This window comes from Pseudoalteromonas sp. S1650, from assembly GCF_005887195.1.
Taxonomy (GTDB): Bacteria; Pseudomonadota; Gammaproteobacteria; order Enterobacterales; family Alteromonadaceae; genus Pseudoalteromonas; species Pseudoalteromonas simplex.
Window position 1 is genome coordinate 15,445 of sequence record NZ_PNDF01000011.1, and the last position, 15,186, is coordinate 30,630.

13 protein-coding genes are annotated in these 15,186 nt (G+C 41.5%); 2 read left to right on the forward strand and 11 right to left on the reverse strand.

Annotated features, from left to right (window positions below; translation table 11 throughout):
- Positions 1–34 precede the first annotated feature (34 nt).
- Positions 35–1,066 (reverse strand): tRNA preQ1(34) S-adenosylmethionine ribosyltransferase-isomerase QueA, encoded by a 1,032-nt coding sequence (queA, locus tag CWB80_RS02805; protein ID WP_054552485.1) that lies wholly within the window; start codon positions 1,064–1,066, stop codon positions 35–37.
- A 214-nt stretch (positions 1,067–1,280) separates the two neighbouring features.
- Here queA and CWB80_RS02810 point away from each other — a divergent pair, with 214 nt between their 5' ends.
- Positions 1,281–3,791 (forward strand): two-component system response regulator, encoded by a 2,511-nt coding sequence (locus CWB80_RS02810; RefSeq protein ID WP_054552484.1) that lies wholly within the window; start codon positions 1,281–1,283, stop codon positions 3,789–3,791.
- A 233-nt stretch (positions 3,792–4,024) separates the two neighbouring features.
- Positions 4,025–4,228 (forward strand): hypothetical protein, encoded by a 204-nt coding sequence (locus CWB80_RS02815; RefSeq protein WP_054552483.1) that lies wholly within the window; start codon positions 4,025–4,027, stop codon positions 4,226–4,228.
- 23 nt (positions 4,229–4,251) lie between these two features.
- On the opposite strand, the gene CWB80_RS02820 is transcribed toward CWB80_RS02815, so the two are convergent.
- The 10 genes from CWB80_RS02820 to CWB80_RS02865 form a co-directional block, all read right to left on the reverse strand.
- A complete protein-coding gene (locus CWB80_RS02820; RefSeq protein WP_138600191.1) occupies positions 4,252–5,160 on the reverse strand; it encodes a hypothetical protein in 909 nt (302 codons plus the stop codon).
- A 1-nt stretch (position 5,161) separates the two neighbouring features.
- Positions 5,162–5,761, reverse strand: a complete 600-nt coding sequence (locus tag CWB80_RS02825; protein WP_138600189.1) for a hypothetical protein — start codon at positions 5,759–5,761, stop codon at positions 5,162–5,164.
- A complete protein-coding gene (locus tag CWB80_RS02830) occupies positions 5,754–6,296 on the reverse strand; it encodes an RNA polymerase sigma factor (RefSeq protein ID WP_138600187.1) in 543 nt (180 codons plus the stop codon). Before CWB80_RS02830 ends, CWB80_RS02825 begins: the two co-directional genes overlap by 8 nt.
- A 120-nt stretch (positions 6,297–6,416) precedes the next feature.
- Positions 6,417–7,334, reverse strand: a complete 918-nt coding sequence (locus tag CWB80_RS02835; protein WP_054552479.1) for a hydrogen peroxide-inducible genes activator — start codon at positions 7,332–7,334, stop codon at positions 6,417–6,419.
- A gap of 76 nt (positions 7,335–7,410) precedes the next feature.
- Complete coding sequence (locus CWB80_RS02840) at positions 7,411–8,679, reverse strand: inorganic phosphate transporter (RefSeq protein WP_054552478.1); 1,269 nt, start codon at positions 8,677–8,679, stop codon at positions 7,411–7,413.
- A gap of 43 nt (positions 8,680–8,722) precedes the next feature.
- Positions 8,723–9,400 carry a TIGR00153 family protein gene (locus CWB80_RS02845; protein WP_054552477.1) on the reverse strand — a complete coding sequence of 226 codons (678 nt, stop codon included), beginning with the start codon at positions 9,398–9,400 and terminating at the stop codon, positions 8,723–8,725.
- A gap of 150 nt (positions 9,401–9,550) precedes the next feature.
- Positions 9,551–10,252, reverse strand: a complete 702-nt coding sequence (gene phoU / locus CWB80_RS02850; protein WP_054552476.1) for a phosphate signaling complex protein PhoU — start codon at positions 10,250–10,252, stop codon at positions 9,551–9,553.
- Between the two features lie 47 nt (positions 10,253–10,299).
- On the reverse strand, positions 10,300–11,127 hold the full coding sequence (gene pstB / locus CWB80_RS02855) for a phosphate ABC transporter ATP-binding protein PstB (RefSeq protein ID WP_054552475.1): 828 nt from the start codon (positions 11,125–11,127) through the stop codon (positions 10,300–10,302).
- A 26-nt stretch (positions 11,128–11,153) separates the two neighbouring features.
- Positions 11,154–12,803: a phosphate ABC transporter permease PstA gene (pstA, locus tag CWB80_RS02860; protein WP_054552474.1), complete on the reverse strand. Its 1,650-nt coding sequence runs from the start codon at positions 12,801–12,803 to the stop codon at positions 11,154–11,156.
- A gap of 15 nt (positions 12,804–12,818) precedes the next feature.
- Positions 12,819–15,053 (reverse strand): ABC transporter permease subunit, encoded by a 2,235-nt coding sequence (locus tag CWB80_RS02865; protein ID WP_138600186.1) that lies wholly within the window; start codon positions 15,051–15,053, stop codon positions 12,819–12,821.
- Positions 15,054–15,186: the final 133 nt, after the last annotated feature.

Consider the following 15,186-nt stretch of genomic DNA (forward strand, 5'->3'; position numbering starts at 1 on the left):
AAAAAGCCCAGTTCAAAAACTGGGCTTTTTAACGTTATTTGCGCGTTAAGAACATCGCATCACCATAACTAAAGAAGCGATACTTCTGCTCAATAGCCGTATGGTAAGCACCCATTATGTTCTCTTGGCCTGCAAAGGCACTGACTAACATGATTAACGTTGATTCAGGTAAATGGAAGTTTGTCACCATGGCATCAACCACATTGAACTGATAACCCGGATAAATAAAGATATCGGTATCGCCAAAGTAAGTATCTAGTTTGCCGCCGTGCACTTTAGCTGCTGACTCTAATGAGCGGACTGATGTAGTCCCTACAGCGATTACACGACCACCTTTTGCTTTCGTTTCGGCTACCGCTTTAACCACTTCATCTGGTACTTCGATGTACTCTGAGTGCATAACATGCTCATCAACTGAGTCAACGCGCACAGGCTGGAATGTACCAGCGCCCACGTGCAAGGTCACAAAGGCCATGTTAATGCCCTTGTCTTTTAAGGCTGCCATTAATTTATCATCAAAATGCAGGCCAGCTGTTGGCGCGGCTACGGCACCTGGCTTTTCACCATAAACAGTTTGATAACGCTCACGATCTGACTCATTATCAGGGCGGTCAATATAAGGTGGTAATGGCATATGACCGATGTCGTTTAGGATATCGAGTACATTTTCGTCTTTGGCAAATTCAAGCTCAAAAAGCTCGCCATGACGCGCAACCATGGTTGCTTCTGCTTTACCTTCTAGAATGATTTTTGAGCCTGGTTTTGGCGATTTACTAGCTCGTACATGCGCAAGCACACGGTGTTCGTCAAGTACACGCTCTACTAACACCTCAAGCTTACCGCCTGATTCTTTTTGCCCAAACATGCGAGCAGGGATCACTTTGGTGTTATTAAAAACTAATAAGTCATTTTCATTAACGAGCGATAAAATATCACTAAATACTTTATGCTCAACTTGCCCTGATGGGCCATCAAGCGTCAGTAAACGACTGCTAGTTCGATCTGCTTTCGGAAAACGAGCAATTAATTCATCAGGAAGGTCAAAGCTAAAATCAGCTACGCGCATAGAGCATATCTCTCATTAATAAAAACGCGCCAAGTTTACTCTGATACGCCTACTACCTCAAGCAAAGCCCTAGACCAAGTGAATGGCCGTTTACAGGTTTACACACTTAAGTGCTTATTAACCGCTTTTAGGTAAAGTTTGCTTGTAGATTAGGCAAAATGTCATTATTCTAGCCTATTCAATAAACATGGGTTAGGTAAGAGGTAGTAGCGCCATGGCAAAGCAGTTGAAACTGCTAATTTTAAACGCAAGCGTTGCTGAGCGTGAAACAATTAAGACCACATTAAACAAACTTAATGTCTTCACGTTTATCGAAGCCAGTGACTCTCAAGATGCGCTAAAAATTCTTAAAAGCCACCCAGTGGATATTATCATTACCGGTCTTGAGGTTGGTAAGATTGATGGTTGGCGTTTTTCGCGCATGATCCGTTCAGGGTTATTAAAAACACCAAAAAACACACCTATTTTACTTACTCCACCAATTTATTGTGAACGTATAGCCGAAACCACGGCTCGCAGCTATGGCATTGATGCCGTATTGCCATTTGAACGCCAAGATATGCTGCCGCAAATGTTAGCCAACGTGTTATCAACCCATCTTGAAAAAAGTAGCCGCCTCAATTTATTGCTACTTGAAACCGATAGTCGCAAAGCAAAAGATATTAGCGAGCAGCTTAAACTCAGTTTTGCTATTACTCACACCACGTCTACAAAAGCGACGCTAGCTACTTTTTTACAACAAAAATTTGCCATTGTATTGATTGACGCCACCGAGTCTCATTCTGATACCGCAGCTGGGTTAATTAGCGAAATATTACAACACAACCCAAAACAAGCGATTGTAACCATCATTGATAACAATGATGCAGATTACGCGGAGCAGTTGTTACTTTCTGGCGTTACTGATTTTATTCGCGCCCCTTACGATCACTCGTTATTAAGCAAAGTGTGTGACCACGCTGCTCGTCGTGAAGATTTCATGGTGAGCTACGCAGAGTTTGCACAAAAAGTAGAACAACTAAGCCAAAGTCAAAGCCGTTATAAAGAGCTGTTTTCTGCCCACCAACGTATTTTATTACACCTAAATACGGTGGTACTTGAGTTTAACCAAGAGGGTAATATTCGCTTTATTAACCCAGCTTGGGAGCATTTAACGGGCTATGGCATTAAATCTAGTTTAGCAAAGTCACTAACAGACTTTTGCTTACCTGAGTGCAAAACAAAGCTACAAGATACCATTCAGCGTATTTTGCTTGGTGGTGAGCAACAGCAACAGGTAGAGATCCAGCTAAAACATAAAAATGGTAATGCCATTTGGGTTGAATGTCGCTTACAACTAATAAAAAATAGCCAAAACTCAGCGACTATTACCGCCACTATCGATAACATTCATGAGCGTAAACAGGCAGAGCTGCAACTTCGTCATTTAGCCTTGCACGATACGCTCACAGAGCTGCATAACCGTTATTACTTTGACCAACAATTACAACGTATTTGTAAGGCCAAGTACACCAGTAACGATACCGAGCATGCGCTGATTTATATCGACTTAGATCACTTTAAAATCATCAACGACAGTAAAGGTCACCAACAAGGCGACATCGTTCTAAAAGAAGTTGCTCAGTTATTTACAGCGAATATCAGTGATGAGCACTTAGTGTGTCGCATCGGTGGTGATGAATTCGCCGTGATCTTAAAAAATACGAACCTACTCGATGCACACTTGGTTGCAGAAAGCATTTGCATGGCGATTGAAAAACACCGTTTTCATTCAGAAGGCCAAGAGTACTCAATTAGCTGTTCAATTGGTTTAACACAAATCACTGAGCAAAATAACGATCCAAGTGAATGCTTAAAACAAGCTGATATCGCTCTTTATGTAGCAAAAAGCTTAGGACGTAACCTCGTTCATTGCTACTCTAAAGAAGACTCCAGCCACAATAGCTTACAAGCGGGTTTAGAGTGGGGGCACAGTATTCGTCAGGCATTACAGCACGATGCTATCGAGCTTCACTATCAGCCTATTTGGGACTTTAAGCGCGGCCATGTTGCCTATTTTGAAGCGCTATTACGCTTAAAATTAAACGATGAAATTGTTTACCCAAATCAATTTATCCCAGCTCTTGAACTTCTAAATGATACATTTTTAATGGATCAATGTGTTATTCGTAATGCAATTAAGAGTGTTGCCGAGTACCCGGAGCTCAATCAAATAGCAATTAACTTATCAGCACAGTCGTTTTTAGATGAACGCTTACTGCCTCATATAGAGTCGAGCTTAAAAGAATATGCTGTTGAACCAACACGTATCATTTTTGAGATCACAGAGTCTGCGAGTATTAATAACCTCGTTGCAACCCGTGCCATGATCGAGCGTTTGAACGGCTTAGGGTGTCACTTCTCAATTGATGACTTTGGTACAGGCTTTAGTACCTTCAACTACCTTAAACAATTACCGGCTCAACATGTAAAAATTGATGGTTCATTTGTTCGCGACATGCTGAACGACCCAATCGATTTAGCGCTGGTAAAAGCAATTAATGATATTAGCCGTTCCCTTGATAAACGCTCTGTTGCTGAATATGTTGAAAATCAAGAGATATTTTTAGCGCTAAAAGATATCGGCGTAGATTATGGGCAAGGTTACTTCATTGCTCGCCCGATGCCTGTTGAAAAAATAACGGCTGAACTTAAAAAAATATCTGAAAATAATCTGTTTAACTAACAATTATCTAGCCTATTTAGAGCAAAGCTTGATACATTTTTAAACATTTTTTCTAAGAAATTTTGCTTCCATACTGACAATACTCATCTATACTTAAATCCACAGCAAGGTTAAATGTCGTGTTTTTATGGTGATTATCTATAATAAACATGACATTACTTATTATATTAAACATACTAAGCATAACTTAACATCGTTAAGTCCATGTATTGGCGGTATAATGGAGAAAAGTGATGACACAACTAATCGTTTTGTTGCTGATTGTAAATCTAGGGATAGCGTATCAATGTTACCGTAATGCGAGCTTAAAAGGGTATCCGGTAAAAACCTTTACAGGGTTAGGTTTAGTACCTTACTTTAACTTAGTCGTGTGGGTTTACTTGTTGTTTTTACCCGACTTAAAACCATTTTCAATGAATGAAAAGCAGCCTCTTTAGGCTGCTTTTTTAGTTGGGAGAATTTAAAAACTATAAGTTGATGCTTTTTCGAGTAATTGCGCAGCTTTTATTTCGCCAACCACACACTTTTTAATGTCTGACTTTTTAAACACTTTTACTTGTTCAGTTTTACCTTCGCTAACACCACGGATGATAAAGCTCACATGTTCATCGTTAGGCAGGCTTCTTAAACCGCTACCATAATCACATAGAGTCAGAGATAAGCTTTTATCTACTTGCTGTGCTAGGGCTGCTAGCTGTTGCTTTTGCTCTTTTACGCGGGCTTGTTTTTTCTCAGCTAACTCTTTGCGCATTTGCTGCTGCTTTTGTGATAACTTTAGCTGTTGCTTTTCAAGCTCTTTAATCGATGCTTGTAATGCTTGTTTACGTTTTTCGAGCTCTTGCTCTTTGGCATCTTTATCGTGGCGACGATCAAATTCAAGGTCGCGCTTTTCACGTTCGAGATCACGAATTTCACGGCTTACATCGCGCTCTTGCTCAGCCACTTCACGTACTCGCTCTGCACTTTCGCGCATCACTTCCATAGCTTGTTGGTAGGCTTCTTGCGTTTTCACTACCACCGCATCGCTGATCACTTGCACATGCTCGCCTAGTACTTCTATTTCAGTGAGTTCTTCAAAATCAATATCAGGCATTGGTGGCAACGGCGCATCGGGCACAGAGGCAAACACTGTAGACCAGCGTGAACTGCCTCGTACATCAAAGCTAAACACCACGCCTTGATGCTGCAAATAACTCGAAGAGACATTCCTTACCTTGTTATCAGTATCTTGTTTTAACGCCGCTGAGAGAATCTTTTCCATAATCCCGACTTCACGCTGAATTTTATCCAATTCATCATTTGCTTGTGCTTGCACACTTACTGCTGCGCAAAGCAATAATGCAGCCGTAGTTGATTTGTATTTTGACATCTTAATACTCCAAATTGTTGGCAACGGTTGGCAATGGTCCGCCTTCCACTTGCTCTGCTAAATCATTTAACTGCATACGTAAGTACGCTTGGTCTTGGGCACGCTGTGTTTTGATATAAGCCAGCACGCTGGCAATATCTTCTTGGCGCTCTACTCGCCCGGTTTTAATCGCTTCTTTGGCCAGTTGGTACATCTGCTGTTGCTGCACTTCGTTTTGCGCAGTAATGATATTTTGTAACTGATCAATTTGCTTTTGTTGTGACTCTAATAAATTGGTTTGCTTGGCCACTTGCTCTAGTAACTGCTGATTTCCTTGCTGTGGATTACTAACAAAAACCCACGCGCAAAATACTATTGACGCAGCCACTGCCCACACCCCAGCACCAAAAAACAGACTTTGTTTTTGCACTTTGGGCATCGTAGATTCTCGATCCCAATTTGGTACGGGTACCGTTTCATAATGTTGACTTTGTTGTTGCCACTGCATTGCATTGTTCATCATTGATGCATACTCAGCATTGGCTTGTAGCAACGCAATTTGCTCTTCAGTGAGGCTTTCGCCCTCTAACCATGCGGTAAATAATGAATCTAAATTAGCCATCTACGGCCTCCAAATGCACTTTTAACTTACCAAGCGCACTGTATAGTCTTGATTTAGCTGTATTGGTCGAAATACCCAATTGCTCAGCGATTTCTTCAAATGTACAGTGCTGAAAAAACTTTAACTCCACCACCAAGCGTTGCTCCCAGGGTAAATTGTTCATCATTGCTTTGAGTTCATGATGCTGCTCAGATTGCAGTTGATTCGTTTCTAACTCACTATGCTCGCAGCTTTCTTCAGGTATACTATCTAAACCTTGATGCAACTTACGACGACGATAATATTCAACAGTGCGCCTATGCACAATTTGATAGAGCCAAGTATTGAAACTCGATTCACCACGAAAGCTCGGTAAGCTTTTATAAACAGAAATAAACACTTCTTGCATTAAATCCATTGCATCATCAGGGTGACTTAACATCCTTAGGCAATAGTTATATACCTGTGTTTCGTGCTGCTTGACTAATTTCAACCACGCCCGTTTATTACCCTGTTGCGCTTTAGCAATTAGTGTTTCAAGTGATTGAAAAAACAAACTAGCCTCGTCATCTGATCTGCCTTTAATGGTTTTGTTATTATGTTAGTCGAGGGAAAGAAAAAAATAGTTTGCTTAAATAATAAAAAACCCCAAATATTTTTATTTGGGGTTTTTTGTTCATTGACCGTCTAAGCTACATTGCTTATTGAGAAACAGCTCTAGCTGCTGGCTAAATAGCCTAAAGTCTCTGATCCGACCCGTGGTTTTACGCCACACGATACCAATATCTCGGTATGCATCATTTTGCGATGGTGTTGCGACCATCTCTTTTTTATCTAAAATGCCTGCATTGATAGCCATTTGTGGTAAAAAAGTAACACCAAGCTGGTGTTCAACCATACTTAATAGCGTATGTAAGCTTGCCGCTTCAAATGGGTTAATACAACTTGAGCGATTCAAATGGCAAGCACTTAGTGCATGGCCAGTCATGCAGTGCTCACGTTCTAGTAAGAACACACTCGCATCCGGTAAAAGATTAAAATCTTCCACACCATCTGCGGGAGTATAATCTTTATGATGCACTAGGCTGAAGTGGTCTTTAGCAAGTACTTGTGTATGAAACTTTTCAGTGTCATACGGTAAAGCCAGCAATGCCATATCAATTTGCCCATGTTCAAGTTTGTCGAGCAGTTTGTCACTGGTGTCTTCAACTAGCACTAGCTCTAACTCGGTAAAGGTCTGTTTGCAGAAATGATATAAAGGTGCAGCAATAAAGCTGGCAATCGTCGGGATCACACCAAGCGTGAGAGTGCCACTCAAAGGCGTTAAAAAACTCTTTGTCAGCTCTTTAAGGCTAAGGGTGTCGTCAATAATCTTACGTGCTTTTTCGACAACCTCTTCACCAATTGCGGTAAACATTAGGCTGCGGTTTTCACGCTCTATAAGTTGGCAACCTAAGGTTTCTTCTAAGTTTTGAATTGCACTACTTAAGGTTGATTGACCGATAAAACAGGCGCTTGCTGCGCGGCCAAAGTGTTGATGTTGGTGGACTGCTAATAAATACTGTAGTTGTTTAATACTTGGTAAGTTATTCATTCTCTACCTGCAAATAAAAAGACCCCAATACCTAAGGCATTGAGATCTTTTCAAGCTAAAAGTCTTTTAGTACTTTTTATACCCCGAAGGCAGTTCTCAGTACATAGAAAATAACAATAGCAAGGGCTGCGCCAACTGGCAATGTAATTACCCAAGAAACTACAATGTTTCTTACAACACCCATGTTAAGAGCCGCAATACCGCGTGCCATACCAACACCTAGTACCGCACCTACAAGTGTTTGCGTAGTAGAAATAGGTAAACCAGTACCTGATGCGATAACAACTGTTGAAGCAGCAGCAAGTTCAGCAGCAAAACCACGGCTTGGTGTTAAGTGTGTGATACCTTCACCGATTGTTTTAATTACTTTCTTACCTAAAATAGCAAGACCAGCAACGATACCTAAACCACCTAGTGGTAAAATCCACCATGCAATAGCCGCTTTCTTAGCGATTTCACCGTTGTGCTCAACAATGTTTACAACAGCAGCTAGTGGACCAATCGCGTTAGCAACGTCGTTTGAACCGTGTGCGAATGCCATACAACATGCTGTTAGTACCATAAGTACTGCGAACACTTTCTCAACGTTGTTGAACTGCATTTTCTTATCAGCTTTAGGATCGATTTTAAGGCGAGCAATCGCAATCTTACCGATGATAGCAACTACAACAGCAATCGCTATAGAAAGCGCATAACCTTCAACAGCACCTAAGTTAATACCGATATGCTTCAAGCCTTTCTTGATTGTTACAAGTGACATGATGAAGCCCGCTAGACCCATATAGATAGGCACGTAACGCTTAGCATTTTTAAGTGGTGCATCAGTGTCAAAAATTAGCTTTTGCGCACTCATGAAAATCAAATAAGCAATAAAACCAGAGATAGCAGGGGTAACAATCCAGCTACCTACGATACCCATTACCTTGTTCCATTGGATTGCTTCACTACCTACTGCAACCAATGCGAAACCAATGATGGCACCAATGATTGAGTGAGTCGTAGATACTGGCCAGCCTAAGAAAGAGGCAATTAATAACCAGCTACCTGCAGCGAATAATGCGGCAATCATACCGAGTATCATTAACTCAGGTATGTCCATAAATGGCGTGGCATCGATAATCCCTTTACGGATTGTAGATGTAACCTCACCACCGGCAAGGTATGCGCCAGCGAATTCAAACACCATCGCGATGATGATTGCTTGTTTAATTGTAAGTGCTTTTGAGCCTACTGATGTACCCATGGCATTGGCAACGTCATTTGCACCAATACCATAAGCCATAAAGAAACCGACTGCGGCGGCAGTTAAAACCAATAACGTGCCGTAATTTGCAATGATATCCATTGTGTGAACCTTTAATTTTTTTCGTGTTTGAACTGATTTTTAATTAACGAGCTAACATCAGCTCAAGACGAGAACCTACGCGCTCTGCAATATCTGCAAGCTCGCCCACCCACTCAATGATCTTGTATAAGAACATCACGTCGACTGGGTTAAGTTCATTTTCGATGGCGCGCAATTGACGGCGAATTTTGATCTGCATGTCATCCGTGTCTTGTTCAATAGCGTCCAATTCAACGAGCATTTTTTCAACTAAAGTCACTTCGCGACCTTTGAAGCCCGTTTCAAGCAGCTCATCTAGCTCATTGATTGCTTTTGACGCTTGTTTAGTCGCATCAACACAACGAGTTACATAAGCAAGGAAATCTGTTTGGATTTCGGTAGGTATGATCATCTCACGACCAACTACACGACCTGCGATATCTTTTGCTTTGTTAGCAATTTTGTCTTGTTGAGTAACAAGCTCTAGCAAATCGGTACGCTCAACTGGCATAAATAAGCCACGAGGTAGTTGAAGGCGGATGTTACGTTTCATTTCATCAGCTTCACGCTCTAAATTACGAATGTTTAAACGGATTTCTTCCGCTTCTTGCCATTCTTCTTTAAACACGTGATTAAAGAAAGGGATCAATGCTTTACTTGCTTGATGTACTTTCTTAATGTGATCTTCCATAGGCTTAATAGGTGATTTAGCAAAAACCCCTAAAAATGCATTTGTAGGCATAACTGACCCTTTATAAATTAGTATGCTTTGGCAGCTGCGAATTTTACAGCATTGTGTTCGATTGTGAACGCTTTTTCTGCCTTACATCAGCAATAAAACACAAAGCGGCCCTAGGGCCGCTCGATTTAATAATGAAAAGTAGCGGCTTAATTACAGCGACTTTTCTATATCTGCTTGAGATGTATGACGAATATCTTTACCGTTAACAAAATAGATGATGTATTCAGCAATATTCTGGCAACGGTCGCCAATACGCTCTAATGAACGTACTGACCACACTAAATCCATAATTTTCGGGATTGAGCGTGGATCTTCCATCATATATGTCATGATTTGACGAGTAATTGCTTCGTATTCACGGTCAACTTTGGCGTCTTCTTTATGTACTTCAAACGCACATTGCACATCCATACGTGCAAATGCATCGAGTACATCATGAAGCATTTTCGATACTTGGCGACCCATGTTTTCAATGTTTACCAGTAAGTCTTGCTGATCTTTAGTGAATGAGTCTAGTGCGACTTTAGCAATACGCTCAGCTTCATCGCCAATACGCTCTAAGTCGGCAATTGTTTTTGCAATGGCAATGACAAGACGTAAGTCACTCGCTGCCGGCTGACGACGAGCAATAATGCGTGTACATTCTTCGTCGATGTTCACTTCCATTGCATTTACTTTATAGTCGTTTTCACGAACTTTCTGTGCAAGATCGGCATCACCATTGCTAACAGCATCCAGTGCACTGTTTAGTTGTTGTTCAACTAAACCACCCATGTTTAATACATGGTTACGCACATTTTCAAGCTCTTCATTAAAGCGGCCCGAAATGTGTTTATTGATATTATGTTCCATTGTCTACCTCTATAAATTTCGTTTACGGTACCAAGTAACTTTATTAACTAACCGTAACGGCCTGTAATGTAGTCTTCTGTTTTCTTCTTGCTTGGTGTTGTAAATAACGTATTGGTATCTGAATACTCAATCAACTCACCCATGTACATAAACGCAGTTTGGTCTGATACACGAGCAGCCTGTTGCATGTTGTGAGTAACGATTACCACGGTAAACTTATTCTTTAAGTCGTTAATTAGCTCTTCGATAACTAAAGTAGAAATTGGATCTAGTGCCGATGTAGGCTCATCCAGAAGTAGTACTTCAGGCTCGATAGCAATTGAGCGAGCAATTACAAGACGCTGTTGCTGACCACCCGATAGGCCAAATGCACTATCGTGTAAACGGTCTTTAACTTCATCCCATAACGCCGCGCCACGTAAAGATTGTTCAACCACTTCGTCTAGTTTACGCTTTTCTTTAATACCTTGTAAGCGTAGGCCATAAACGACATTTTCGTAGATTGATTTTGGAAATGGATTAGGGCGTTGGAATACCATCCCAACATTTCGTCTTAATGCAGCAACATCTACATTCTTATCATAGATATTGTGACCATGTAGTAAGATCTCACCATCAATACGACAGCTATCAACAAGGTCGTTCATACGGTTTATACAACGTAAAAGTGTTGATTTACCACAACCCGATGGACCGATAAATGCTGTTACCTGACCTTTTGGGATGTTCATATTTACGCCGCTAAGCGCTTGTTTATCACCGTAGTATAGATCTAAGTTTTTAATCTCTAACGCTGTTTGCTCTGCAGTTAGGTTATCTAAATCTAGCTTTGCCGCGCTTTTCGCTTGGTTTACTTGTGGTGCAACTGTAATCATCTCTGTCTACCTATAAAAATTCTGTATTAATGCTCAAGAGCTCTAAACTTTTCGCGTAAGTGGTTACGAATACCAATCGCGGTGATATTCAGGGCGATAATTACTGATACCAGTAAGAATGCCGTGGCATATACCAGCGGACGAGCCGCTTCTACGTTAGGGCTTTGGAAACCAACATCGTAAATATGGAAACCTAAGTGCATAAATTTTCTATCTAAATGTATGTATGGGAAGTTACCGTCAAGAGGCAGTGTTGGTGCCATCTTAACAACACCAACAAGCATGAGTGGTGCTACTTCACCGGCTGCACGTGCAACCGCTAGGATTAAACCTGTCATAATCGCAGGGCTTGCCATCGGAATGATGATGCGCCATAGCGTTTCTGCTTTTGTTGCGCCAAGTGCTAATGAACCATGACGAACCGTACTTGGTATACGTGATAAACCTTCTTCTGTCGAAACAATAACAACAGGCAGCGTTAAAATTGCGAGCGTTAATGCAGACCAAATCACACCTGGCGTACCAAATACTGGGCTTGGCGACGACTCAGGGTAGAATAATTGGTCAATGCTGCCACCGAGCATGTATACAAAGAAACCTAGACCAAATACACCGTATACAATCGAAGGTACACCCGCAAGGTTGATTACCGCGATACGGATCATCTTAGTCACGGCATTTTTTGCTGCGTATTCATGCAAGTAAATCGCTGCAACCACACCAAATGGCGTCACAATCACTGCCATTAGTAATACCATGAATACAGTACCGAAAATTGCCGGGAATACACCACCTTCAGTGTTTGCTTCACGTGGGTCATCCGCTACAAACTTACCAAGTTGTACAAAATAGTGACCAAGCTTAGCAAAGAAGCCCATGTCATTAGGGAACCACACATCAAGAACTTGATACAGAGGTAAAGTAACCACTTCACCGCGCATGTCTCTCACAGTTACTTGGTCACGCTTTGCTTCTTTACGAAGAGCAAACAACTGCTTTTCTAACACTGTGTATTCAGCACGTAACTCAGCACGAGTTTGTGCAAGCTCAGCAACTCGCTCATCGGTTAGTTCGTTATCAAGCTGGTATGCTTTTTCTTTTAAGCGTAAACGCTCAAGTTCATAGTTAATATGACCAATATCACCATTTTGTAAGTCTAACGCTTGGTCATTTAGGTCAACAGCACGCTCTACAAGATCATAAAGCACATCGATTTTGTTATCTGTGATAACTTCACCGTCTTTAATAACCTGCTCAACATAACCGTAAAAGTTACCGTTTTTGCTACGTTCGAATACTGCAAGCTCTGCTGGCGCAGTACGCGATGTAATGTCTGTCTCTAGTACCCAACGGAAATCGAGATCAACATACTCACGGTTACCGGTTTTGATCAGTAAGCGCTCTAGCTGCTCTTTGTCGTAATGAGATAAATCAACGCCCGTCGCCTCAATACGTGATTTTGCAACTAGTTCACGGTCATAAATTTCACCGATCACTGTTTGTTTTGCAACAGAGCCTTGCAGCTCAAATTGCACTACTTCTGATGGCCAGAAAAAGCTTAAACCTTTCCAAGCAATCATGGCTAGTAAGCCAAGAACCGAGATTAAACTGATGCTTACCGCACCGCCGGTCATCCAAATCCAAGGAGAACCAGACTTAAACCACTGCTTTACCATGTCGTGTCTCTCCACCTACATTGAACTATATTTTTCACGCAGTTGCTGACGAACAAACTCAGCCACTGTGTTGAAAACGAATGTGAATATGAATAATACAAATGCTGCTAAGAATAGGATGCGATAATGCGAGCTACCTACCTCAGACTCTGGCATTTCTACCGCGATATTCGCTGCAAGTGTTCTCATACCCTGGAAGATACTCCAGTCCATAATAGGTGTATTACCTGTTGCCATTAGTACAATCATTGTTTCACCGACCGCACGACCTAGGCCCATCATTACTGCTGAGAAGATACCCGGGCTTGCTGTTAGTAGTACTACGCGAACCAATGTTTGCCATTGCGTTGCACCAAGTGCTAATGAACCGTTTGATAAGTGCTTAGGAACACTGAATACCGCATCTTCAGCAATTGAGAAGATAGTTGGGATAACAGCAAAGCCCATCGCAATACCAACAACTAGTGAGTTACGTTGGTCGAATGTCATACCTAATTCATTGGTTAGGTACTGACGCACATTACCGTCAAACATCCAAAGCTCAATTGAGTTACTCATCGCAAACGATAACCAGCCAATAAAGATAACCACTGGGATAAGTAAAATTGAATGCGAACCTTCAGGAATACGGTGACGAATTGACGCCGGTAGTTTGTTCCAGCCGAATGCAGTTAATAAGATACCAATTGGCAGCAACACCAATAATCCGACAATCGCTGGTAAATGTTCTTCAATTAATGGTGCTAACCAAAGACCTGCTAAGAAACCTAAGATTACCGTTGGTAATGCTTCCATAATTTCTACAGTCGGCTTAACCACTTTACGTAATTCACTCGACATAAAGTACGCCGTGTAAATTGCCGCTGAAAGCGCAATGGGTACCGCAAATAACATTGCGTACATTGCAGCTTTAATCGTACCGAATGAAATTGGCACTAACGAGAACTTAGATTCAAAGTCATCACTCGCAGACGTTGACTGCCAGATATAACCCGGCTCTGGATAGCCTTCGTACCACACTTCTTGCCATAATGCAGACCAGGTTACTTCTGGGTGCTCGTTATGGATTTCAATCACTTTTAACGCGTCATCAGCAAGAATCAGTGCCGCATTTGAACGTGGTGAAATAGCAAAGTTTTGAATTGGACCATCACTTACTTTACCTTGCCATAGTTTTGCATCACTGGTTGTGTAATAAATACCAAGCTCACCGTTAGCACCCGCTGTGAAGAAGGTACGACGATAGAACTCAGTAAAAATATTTAGTTTCGATTGCTTGCTGGTTTCAAATGCACGAATCTTTTGGAACTCACGGCCATTTTCAGTGTTTACTTCAAACCACTGTGATACTTCGCCATTATCGTTAGCAAGCATCAGTGAGTTTGCACCCGCTAATAGCTGAGTTGAAACTAGGTTCGCGTTTTCTTCGTTAGCTGCAAGCAGTTGGATTTGCTCAACTTCAGAAGGGTAACGGGTATCATATACGTAAATTTGATTTGCTGAACGCACGAATGTACGTGTTGTATCAGGTGAAATTAATAGCTCATCAACACGACCTTCGATATCAAGCTCAGTACGCTCAACAACCCACTCTACTTCGCCGGTGAACATGTTTTCTTCACCCACAAAGCTGCTAAATAAAACGCGCTTGTCAGCGGTTAAAGCAACAACAGCTGTTTTATCTTCGTAGTGGCTAAATGCAAATTTAGTGATTGCCGCACCTTGATCGTCAACCTCAAGCGCCATATCACCCAACGGGTAATCTAAACGCGGTGTTAATTGGCGTTGGTTGTTCGGGAATGTCACTAAGAATTTTGGCGCAACCACAACAACAGAGCCATTCTCTAGGCCGTATGCGTATTGCCCCTGAAACGGTGCAGAGCTTGCAAAGCTGCTTACATCGCTTGGTAATTCTGTATTAAGAGTGGTGATCTTTTTACCAAATTGCTCTTTTTCAACATTGTAAAAGTCCACATTACCTTTTTCACCGAGTAAAAAGGCAACTTCTGTTTGCTCTTCAATGCCAAGGCCAACAACTTCTGACGCATTTTGTAGTTTTACACTATTACGTGTTTCTACTTTTGCTGATTCAAAAATAGGTTGAACAACATAAAGAAGGTAAAAGAATATGAGTAGCAGTGCTACAAGCACCATTACGCCACCCGCGGAAATACCCCACTTGGCAAACCTGTCTTTAAATAGACGGCTTCTATCCGTATGAAAGGTAGGTTTATTCGGATTGGAAGTCATCAAAACACCCTTAAAACTTAACGTTGCGCGAATTATATTTCACCAAGATGACAGTAATGTTACAAACGTCATAATTCAGTGTAATAAAGCGAGTATTTCAGGGACGTATTTTAAAGTTAAAGAATGACCAAAA

Excerpts from the sequence above, each read along its gene's own strand:
- pstA (WP_054552474.1), bottom strand. The coding sequence starts at position 12,803 with ATGGTAAAGCAGTGGTTTAAGTCTGGTTCTCCTTGGATTTGGATGACC.
- CWB80_RS02820 (WP_138600191.1), bottom strand. The coding sequence starts at position 5,160 with ATGTCAAAATACAAATCAACTACGGCTGCATTATTGCTTTGCGCAGCA.
- CWB80_RS02815 (WP_054552483.1), top strand. The coding sequence starts at position 4,025 with ATGACACAACTAATCGTTTTGTTGCTGATTGTAAATCTAGGGATAGCG.
- phoU (WP_054552476.1), bottom strand. The coding sequence starts at position 10,252 with ATGGAACATAATATCAATAAACACATTTCGGGCCGCTTTAATGAAGAG.
- CWB80_RS02835 (WP_054552479.1), bottom strand. The coding sequence starts at position 7,334 with ATGAATAACTTACCAAGTATTAAACAACTACAGTATTTATTAGCAGTC.
- pstB (WP_054552475.1), bottom strand. The coding sequence starts at position 11,127 with ATGATTACAGTTGCACCACAAGTAAACCAAGCGAAAAGCGCGGCAAAG.
- CWB80_RS02810 (WP_054552484.1), top strand. The coding sequence starts at position 1,281 with ATGGCAAAGCAGTTGAAACTGCTAATTTTAAACGCAAGCGTTGCTGAG.
- CWB80_RS02840 (WP_054552478.1), bottom strand. The coding sequence starts at position 8,679 with ATGGATATCATTGCAAATTACGGCACGTTATTGGTTTTAACTGCCGCC.
- CWB80_RS02825 (WP_138600189.1), bottom strand. The coding sequence starts at position 5,761 with ATGGCTAATTTAGATTCATTATTTACCGCATGGTTAGAGGGCGAAAGC.
- queA (WP_054552485.1), bottom strand. The coding sequence starts at position 1,066 with ATGCGCGTAGCTGATTTTAGCTTTGACCTTCCTGATGAATTAATTGCT.
- CWB80_RS02865 (WP_138600186.1), bottom strand. The coding sequence starts at position 15,053 with ATGACTTCCAATCCGAATAAACCTACCTTTCATACGGATAGAAGCCGT.
- CWB80_RS02845 (WP_054552477.1), bottom strand. The coding sequence starts at position 9,400 with ATGCCTACAAATGCATTTTTAGGGGTTTTTGCTAAATCACCTATTAAG.